The sequence below is a fragment of the Shewanella sp. 10N.261.52.F9 genome (assembly GCF_041471165.1).
Lineage (GTDB): Bacteria > Pseudomonadota > Gammaproteobacteria > Enterobacterales > Shewanellaceae > Shewanella > Shewanella marinintestina.
Map to the genome: position 1 here is coordinate 26,308 of NZ_JBFRNX010000027.1, position 8,490 is coordinate 34,797.

General features: G+C 41.2%; 8 protein-coding genes. 3 read left to right on the top strand and 5 right to left on the bottom strand.

The window, feature by feature from the left end; all coding sequences use genetic code 11:
* Positions 1–46 precede the first annotated feature (46 nt).
* From AB4298_RS17565 to AB4298_RS17575, 3 genes are all read right to left on the bottom strand, one after another.
* Entirely contained in the window at positions 47–805 is a 759-nt protein-coding gene (locus AB4298_RS17565; protein ID WP_371987711.1) for a tRNA-uridine aminocarboxypropyltransferase, read from the bottom strand.
* 94 nt (positions 806–899) lie between these two features.
* Positions 900–2,213: a CDP-diacylglycerol--serine O-phosphatidyltransferase gene (pssA, locus tag AB4298_RS17570; protein WP_371987713.1), complete on the bottom strand. Its 1,314-nt coding sequence runs from the start codon at positions 2,211–2,213 to the stop codon at positions 900–902.
* Positions 2,214–2,223: 10 nt separating this feature from the next.
* The gene (locus tag AB4298_RS17575; RefSeq protein ID WP_248997106.1) at positions 2,224–2,556 is read right to left on the bottom strand and encodes a DUF1904 family protein; all 333 of its coding nucleotides are present in this window, start codon (positions 2,554–2,556) and stop codon (positions 2,224–2,226) included.
* A gap of 256 nt (positions 2,557–2,812) precedes the next feature.
* On the opposite strand from AB4298_RS17575, the gene AB4298_RS17580 reads away from it, so the two are divergent.
* Together AB4298_RS17580 and dacB are read left to right on the top strand one after the other, a co-directional pair.
* Positions 2,813–2,992 (top strand): hypothetical protein, encoded by a 180-nt coding sequence (locus AB4298_RS17580; RefSeq protein ID WP_248997105.1) that lies wholly within the window; start codon positions 2,813–2,815, stop codon positions 2,990–2,992.
* Between the two features lie 85 nt (positions 2,993–3,077).
* Positions 3,078–4,505 carry a D-alanyl-D-alanine carboxypeptidase/D-alanyl-D-alanine endopeptidase gene (gene dacB / locus AB4298_RS17585; RefSeq protein WP_371987715.1) on the top strand — a complete coding sequence of 476 codons (1,428 nt, stop codon included), beginning with the start codon at positions 3,078–3,080 and terminating at the stop codon, positions 4,503–4,505.
* 92 nt (positions 4,506–4,597) lie between these two features.
* On the opposite strand, the gene AB4298_RS17590 is transcribed toward dacB, so the two are convergent.
* Positions 4,598–6,358 (bottom strand): acyl-CoA dehydrogenase family protein, encoded by a 1,761-nt coding sequence (locus tag AB4298_RS17590; protein ID WP_371987716.1) that lies wholly within the window; start codon positions 6,356–6,358, stop codon positions 4,598–4,600.
* A gap of 325 nt (positions 6,359–6,683) precedes the next feature.
* Here AB4298_RS17590 and AB4298_RS17595 point away from each other — a divergent pair, with 325 nt between their 5' ends.
* Positions 6,684–7,631: a magnesium and cobalt transport protein CorA gene (locus tag AB4298_RS17595; RefSeq protein ID WP_371987717.1), complete on the top strand. Its 948-nt coding sequence runs from the start codon at positions 6,684–6,686 to the stop codon at positions 7,629–7,631.
* Positions 7,632–7,859: 228 nt separating this feature from the next.
* On the opposite strand, the gene AB4298_RS17600 is transcribed toward AB4298_RS17595, so the two are convergent.
* A complete protein-coding gene (locus AB4298_RS17600; protein WP_371987719.1) occupies positions 7,860–8,399 on the bottom strand; it encodes a hypothetical protein in 540 nt (179 codons plus the stop codon).
* Positions 8,400–8,490 lie beyond the last annotated feature (91 nt).

Below are 8,490 nucleotides of genomic sequence, written 5' to 3' on the forward strand. Positions count from 1 at the left end.
TTCATTCCGCTCTGAAATACTGGATTGGCGGATCCCAAGTTAAGTTTTATAAATCTTTAGTCGCTTGCAGCAGCGATTGATCCAATTGCGCCGCTAACCTAGTGATATTCTCAGGATCGCGATTATTACGACTGCGGCCATGTAGAGATGACTCCACAAATAGCGCAAACCAAGCTTCAAGTACCGCACCATTGTCAGGTTCACCTGCCGCGGCTATCGCTAAGCTCGCGACTTCAGCCGTACCAAGCTGAAAGTCACGGGCGCCTTTTCTTAATGCGTAACTGGCGGTCGTTTCAGGCGAAAATGAAAACAGCGGCAAATGGTGTAAATATTCACTCTTTCTAAACATCTTAATCGCTTCACGCCAACTACCATCTAGCAAAATAAACAATGGTGTTTTATCAGCTGCTATGTTCCCCGCTGTAACATCAGTAACTACCGGTTGCCCTTCTCTGGCGTACTCAGCGGGAAAGATAACAAAGGGCTGATATTTTGGATCGTTAATGATGGAAAGCATCTTACGATTAGGTTCGCTGCGTGACCAAATAAAAGCGTGGGTATCAGGTATAACATCAGCAATAAGCCTACCACTATTGCTTGGTTTAAGGACTTCGTCGTCGTACATAATCAACATAAAAGCCAATTTGCTGCCGACTGATTGACGCAGTTTACAGGTACACAGGTGTTCCGCTAGTAAACATAACTGACAGCGAACCACATTTTTACCTCTAGCAGTAAACGGCCTGGATGAAATAGCTTTTCTATAATCATATAAATGGTGTATTGCGTGCTTTTGTAAATTCATTGGAGCTTAACCTAGTGGCACTGTTTTCAACGAGGAAAACCTTATAAAGAAAAAGCCTACACATGGCAGGCTTTTCTCAATGACTCAAACAAACTTAGAGTATACGTCTTAATAAAAAGTCTGCTTTAAGTCGTTTTATCCGTTTCATAATCTTGCGTACTGGTGCTGGATAATTATGTAATGTTTCTATTTGGCTGTAATGGAACAAACGCTCAGTATGTTCAAGAATATGCGCTTGTTCTTGTTCAAACTTCTCTTTCCAACATTCGCTTTCGTCTTGCAGCAATAGACCATTTTCTAAATCCAATGCCCAAGCTCTTGGATTCAAGTTACTACCAGTGATTAAGTGACGTTTGCCATCAGCACTTATTCCTTTTAAATGGAAGCTATTGCGACCATCTTTCCAAAGGTGAATGTTTAACTGACCGTTTTCAATCGCCCACTGTTGACGCTTGGCAAATTTTCGCAGTGATTGCTCATACATGTATGGTAAAGCACCAATGGTTGAAAACTCTTCTTCAGGCGGAATATAGAAGTCATTAGAGGTTTTATCACCCACAACAATATCGATTCTTTTGCCTTTACGAAGGTGTTTCGCTAACGCTCTTACTAAAATGTAAGGTGGGTTAAAGTAAGGTGTACAGATGAACAGCGCGTCTTCAGACTCTTCAACCAGTGCAACAATCACCTTGTTTAACTTGTTCTTCTTACGACCCAAGCCGACAAGTGGCGTAACACGGTTACCAATTTTGGTTTGACTAAACTCGTATTCAGCTTTAGATAGACGATGTTTAAGACTACTTACTTCAGCTTTAGACGGTAAATGCTCAGTTTCTTTTGGCTGAGTCAGCGAGCTAACAGCAACATCGCTAGCGATATATGTCTGGATCATTTCACGCATACTTCGCGCAAGTTCAGCAGACTCCAACACGTGATAGCGATCAAAGCGATATTTATCGTCTTGATGAAGGTAGATATTATTGATACTCGCGCCACTGAAAACAACTGCGTCATCAATGACAAAACCTTTTAAGTGCAGCACTCCCATAAACTCTCGGGATTTTACCGGTACACCTAAAATATCAATTTTATGTTCAGCGGCTTCGTTTACTTTACGATACATAAAGTAATTGCCACTATCACCTTTATGGCCAATGAGCCCGCGTCGAGCGCGATGAAAATCAACCAGCACCTTAACGTCAAGTTGTGGATTAGCCTGCTTAGCAGCAATTAACGCCGCCAGTATTTCTCTACCGGCTTCGTCATCCTCTAAATAAAGCGCTGCGATATAAATAGAATGCGTTGCATTTGCAATTCGAGATAACAATTCAGCTTTTAGCGCTTTGGGCGTTAACAGCCACGAAAGCGAATCTGGTTGTAGCGGTATGCCACCTAGCTTACTCAGCAAGGCTCTCTCCTTAATAGTGCTGACCATCTTTATAATATGTGCTCGGTTCTAGCTGCCTAAACATAACTACGACATGCTTCGCGTTGGGATAAGCCTCTAATACGGCTGCGCGAATAACCTTTTCTGCACGATGGTGTGTTTTGGGATCTTTGGGAAACCATAATACTTCGACTTGAGCAATATCATTAACGATTACGCCGTTTCGATAATTGCGATTTCCAGTCCAGTCGAGAATAAAAGATTCCACTTTTGCCTGACAAATGTCGGCTAATGCCCCGAGTAAATTTCTACTCAGCGTTGCGACAGCCATTTCTGGAATTCCGCTAACTCTTATATGTGGCATTAAAGATCCTCCTAGATAAGGGCATAGAAATTACCGATTTAACCGCCTTTGGGCAAGGCTTTTCTCTCAATAACGGTCTCTAGCGCTCGATTTAGCTGGCTTCTTGCGCGGTTAGGCATTTATTTAGTCATATCGGTAGCGCTAAAACTCCTGTATTTTTTGTGATCTAGCCCCTACTGTTTGCTCAAGCAATCACTGAACTCGGGTCGGTAGTTTGTTAATATGAGCGACTATTTTTACGTCCGTGGAACCATTAATGAATTTTAAGACGTTGCTAACCTTAGCTGCAGTGCTTCTTGGCGCTTGGGCCATCTTTCATTTTAAAGCACAGTTAGGCATATTTGTTGTGCCATTGTTTTTTGGACTAGTATTATTTGTCACCTTGCGTCTTTATCGCCTTATGGAAAAAGACGACTCAATTGATCCTCGAGACTAACAACACTAATCCGCAAGAGCACAAGCCTTAATCGCTTAAGCTCTTTTATTAAGGAACAATTAAACATACTAGCAAGGAACGGCTTTTGAACATCAGTTTAAACATTCGCGCCATCACAGCAAGCATCGCACTATTAGTGGCGCCTCTACCCATAATGGCCAACGATTATTTAACCAATCTCATTGGCATAATAAAACCAGAGACTTCACAAACGGCGGTCATTGTTAGTCCTTTATCCGCCCCCAAATCTAGCTTTCGGAATAACCCTAAACAGCTATTTATTCCAGCAAGTACTATGAAAGTATTAACTGCTGTCGCTTCGACAGCAGCACTTGGTAAAGACTTTCGATTTAAAACGCAGATAGATGCCTTTGTTGGCATAAGTAACCAACGAATTGAAGGAGACGTGTTCATTCGATTTGATGGCGACCCAACATTAACTAGCGACAATTTAAACGCGCTTTTAAAAGATTTAAAAGCAAGAGGCTTAAATCATATTGATGGAAACCTTTATCTTGTTGGTGAACAACAAGAATCAATGCAAGCTCCGGGCTGGGTTTGGGATGATTTAGGGATTTGTTACGCTGCACCAGTATCGCGCTATGTGATTAATCAAAACTGTATTAAAGCCACTCTTTCCCCTACTCTTGCTGATGAACGTAGTGAACTTACAGTTAGCCAGTTTGAGCCAGTTACGATCACTAACAGTGCAGTGTTTGATAAGCTTGGCTCACAAGATTTTTGTGAGCTAGATTTACAAAGGCAAGCCAACAACCAATATATTCTGTCCGGATGTTTTGCAGGTACCAAACCATTAAAACTTGCAATTGCGATCTCTGATCCTGCGCGCTATGCACAAGAAACATTGCAAAGACTGCTTAATAACAATGGCATCTCCCTCAAGGGGGATATTTTACTAACAAGCAAGAGGCCAACAAATACCCTGTTAATCGCAGAGCATAGATCTAAGCCTTTATCTCAATTACTGAGTAAGATGCTATTAAAATCTGACAATTTAATTGCAGACAGTTTATTAAAGCGAGTAGGCCAATATGAATACGGCGTAGCTGGGTCATTTACAAATGGCAGTAAAGCGATGCAAACTATTCTCGGCGCGTTAGGAGTTGATCTTAGTACTGCAAATATTATTGATGGCTCTGGCCTATCACGCTACAACCTTCTAAGTGCAGAACAATTAATGCAGGTTTTATTACTGATAAAAAAAGATCCAAAGTTTCAGTATTTAATCGATAGTCTTCCTGTTGCGGGCAAAACAGGCACTCTAGAATACCGTCGCGACTATCGGCGCGCACCATTAAAAGGAAATGTTCTAGCAAAAACAGGCTCTATGATGGGCGTATCTAACCTAGCTGGTTACATCAAACAAGACGGCAAACTAACTCAAGCCTTTGTGGTATTAGAAAATGGTTATAGTCCTGCTGTTAAAGAGGCTGAAATAAGGCCATTTAACGTATTGTTACTACAATCTATAATTGAAAATAGTGCGCCGTAATTAAAACGATACAGAGTTAAGTTGTCAATAAAAACGCCACTCTAGGAGTGGCGTTTTTGATCGTTTTCTACACCAAATTAAGCTTTACTCAATTAGAATAGGCTTTCGTCCATCTGCATAATTGATAAATCGCCGTGTGCAACTTGCGATAAATGGAAATCAGCTTTTGCTAATAGCTTATCAAGATAGAAACGACTTAACTGTGTTTTTTGTAGCGTAAAGTTAGCATCTTCATGATCATTCGCCGCATCCACCATGGCTAACCAGAAGCAACCATAAAGGGTGTAACCAAACGCATCTAAGAAGTCGACGGCACAGGAGTTAATTAAACCCGGCTGCTTCAGCTTATTATCGTTCACATGATTAGCAACCTGAATTAAGTTTTCTAGTAAAGCTAACACTTTCGCTTTGTCGCTATCAGTGACATGGCTGTAACCATTAATATTATCGACTTGCTCAGCAACAAACTCATTCAGCGCCGCAACATTATCACCAGTCACTTTACGACCTAGGAAATCAATTGCCTGAATACCGTTAGTGCCCTCATAAATCTGGGCAATACGGGTATCACGTACAAGCTGCTCAATACCGGTTTCACGAATATAACCATGGCCACCAAATACTTGTTGCGCCATGATTGCTGCATCTAAGCCACGATCACTTAAAAAGGCTTTAGATACTGGCGTTAACAAACCGACGTAACGACTTGCTTTAGCTTTTGCATCACTATTATCTGAGTACTTTGCTAAATCTAACTGTTGACCTGTATAAACTGAAAGTGCTCGGCCAGCTTCAGTTAAAGTGCGGATGGTTAATAGCATACGACGTACGTCGCCATGAACAATAATCGGATCGGCAGCGGCCCCTGTAGGTGACCCTCCAGCTGCAACACCTTGAATACGCTCTTTAGCATAATCAGCCGCCATTTGATAAGCCGCTTGTGACGTCCCAAGCCCCTGAATACCAATCGCCAAACGTTCGTAGTTCATCATGGTAAACATACATACAAGCCCACGATTAGGCTTGCCAATCAAATAACCTTCAGCATCGTCAAAATTCATCACACAGGTTGCAGAGCCCTTAAGACCCATTTTGTGTTCAATTGAGCCAACAGTGACACCATTTGCTTCGCCTAGGCTGTTATCGTCATTTACCTTAATCTTAGGGACTAAGAATAGTGAAATACCACTGGTATTGGGCAATTTAGCCAGCACTAGGTGGATCACGTTTTCAGTTAAGTCATGGTCGCCACCGGTAATAAAGATTTTACTGCCAGTAATGTTATAGCTACCATCGTCGTTAGGCACAGCTTTAGTACGAATATTACGTAAGTCAGAACCTGCTTGTGGCTCTGTCATATCCATCGCCCCAGACCACTCGCCGCTGTATAGCATAGGTAAATATTGCTGTTTAATTTCTTCAGTGCCATGAGCATGAATAGCCAGTGCCGCACCAGCGGTTAATGAGCCGTAAAGCGTAAAGGCATTACAAGCACTGTAAGCCATTTCATCTACCAATACGCCAAGCATCTTAGGCATGCCCATGCCTCCGAGCTCAGGATCGCCACAAAGACCAACCCAACCACCTTCCGCGTATTGGTCGTATACCGCTTTATAGCCATCAGGTGTGATCACCTTATCAGCTTCGTGACGTACACCTTGCTCATCGCCGCTTCGGTTTATAGGATGAATTAATTCACGGCTTATTTTGTCAGCTTCATCTAAAATAGCTGCTGCTGTATCCATATCCACTGAGTCAGCCATTGCTGGCATTTCAGACCAAGTTTTAGGTGCGTTAAACACTTTTTCAAGTAGGAAGCGCATCTCTGCTAATGGGGCGTTATATGGGTTCATAAAACTCTCTTAAACGATGGATTTAAACAGTTGTTTCAAATTTACCAGAAGTCGCTGTAAATAACACCCCTTTAACGTTAAATCTTTTAGCCAACCGACACCCTCCCCCCAATGATTAATTCCACTCCTTATGGATAGCTTTGTAAATATGCGCACTTCCCTAATCCCATTGCTACGCGCTTATAAAGCAACATATAGGTTAAGCTCACGCCTATTTAGAAGCAAAACATCGTTAACTATTGCAATCCCTTGGCAGTCATTGACTAACATTAATTATCGGTTTCGACTATTTCAATAAATAGTTACTCATTGTAATGGGGAAAAAATGATTACTGCATATTGCTTCGCACACCAACAAGTCACTACGACATTAGTCAATATCAACGAACCCTTACCTGAAACGACCATATGGCTAGATATCACAAGGCCCACTAAAAGTGAAAGACAATGGTTAGCTGGCTTTTCTACGGAAGCCGTACCCGATAGGGAAGATAAGAATGAGATTGAGGCTTCTTCACGTTTTTATCAGAATAAAGATGGTTTACACATAAACTCCCTATTCAGCCAAAAGTGCGAACAGAGCTTAGATTCTGTTAATATTTATTTTAATCTCAGAGCCAATTTCCTGATAAGTATGCGTGACGATGATGAACATTTAATAACCTCTTTTTTAAGTTTCCTACAAAGAACTCCCCCGACCAATATGATGCCACAACAATTGTTCATCCAGCTTTTCAAAGTAAAAGTTGCCCATTTGGCGGATCTCACAGAAGAGATCTATAGTGCTTTAGAAAATGTCGGTCATGAGGTATTCGATAATGAAAAAATCGATGACGTGTTTAAACTCATCACAATAAAAGAAGACATGAATGGCAAAATTCGTTTAAACCTGCTCGATACGCAGCGCACACTAAACTACATGCTGCGGGATTATCACGATCAGTTGCCTAGCAATGCACTGAATGACATAAGCAATATGCAGTCAGACATCGACTCATTAATAACCCATAGCCAGTTTCTATTTGAAAAACTGAACTTCCTCATGGATTCAGCTATGGGCTTTACTGGTTTACAACAAAATAAAATCAGCAAAATCTTCTCTGTTGCAGCCGTCGTATTTCTTCCTGCAACGTTAATAGCAAGTACATACGGTATGAACTTTACCAATATCCCTGAAGTACATTGGCAATACGGCTATCCATGGTCCATAGCCCTCATGTTTGCCAGCGCAGCTGCTACCTTCTGGTTTTTTAAAATAAAGCGATGGCTATAGTTGGTAAGTTGGGAAGTTGGGAAGTTAATATTGAAGCTAATTGGATTTTACGCGAAAAATGTTTTTGAACATATTAGTTAGAGTCAACGCTCTTAAAGTGATGACTCTTATTAGGAATAAGTATGGCAAGCTTATATACCGTAACGCCAAGCTAACCTGCACGAAATCTTGGCATAGAATTTTGCAAAGCAAAAAAACCAAGCGTTGAGTGTCGGGTTGAGCGCATTGTTATGTTTCTTTGCGTTTAACTATTGAAGAGACCCTATCACCTACAGCGTCCACTACTTTTGTAATGGCTTCAGTAGGGATATTGATTACAGGCTCACTCTTTTGATTGGTTGAAAAAGGATTGTCTAACAACGCTTTTACTGCATCTGAACTTAACTTTTCTTGAGAAGAGGCTTCGATACGAAGGAACCCATATAGCATTTGCTCGTGCATTGCTTGCTGAGACAAGTGAAATTTGAGGCGACCAAATATGGCTAGAAGAACCGACGCAAACATCAAAAGTACTATAAGACCTAGTCTGTTATCATTCACTGCAGCAACCATAGATTCAGGTGCTTGAGCGATTGAGCCTAAATTGTTGGTCGCAGCAAACGCTAGTGCATTCATTATTTTATCAATCGAATATTGCAGCATCGCAGATATAATTGTATATGCAATGAGAGCTAAAATTACGATTCCCCACATACCTCTTTGAAGCCAATTAACTCGTTTCTGATGATATGCGATATGAGTTTGTGCTGATGTAATTGCGTCTTCCATTTTCAGTCCTTATTCGCATCAAAATAAAACTGTACATAAAACCAGTAAAATGCGCAATAAGTTGATATGAAACATAACGCTTAAAACAAAG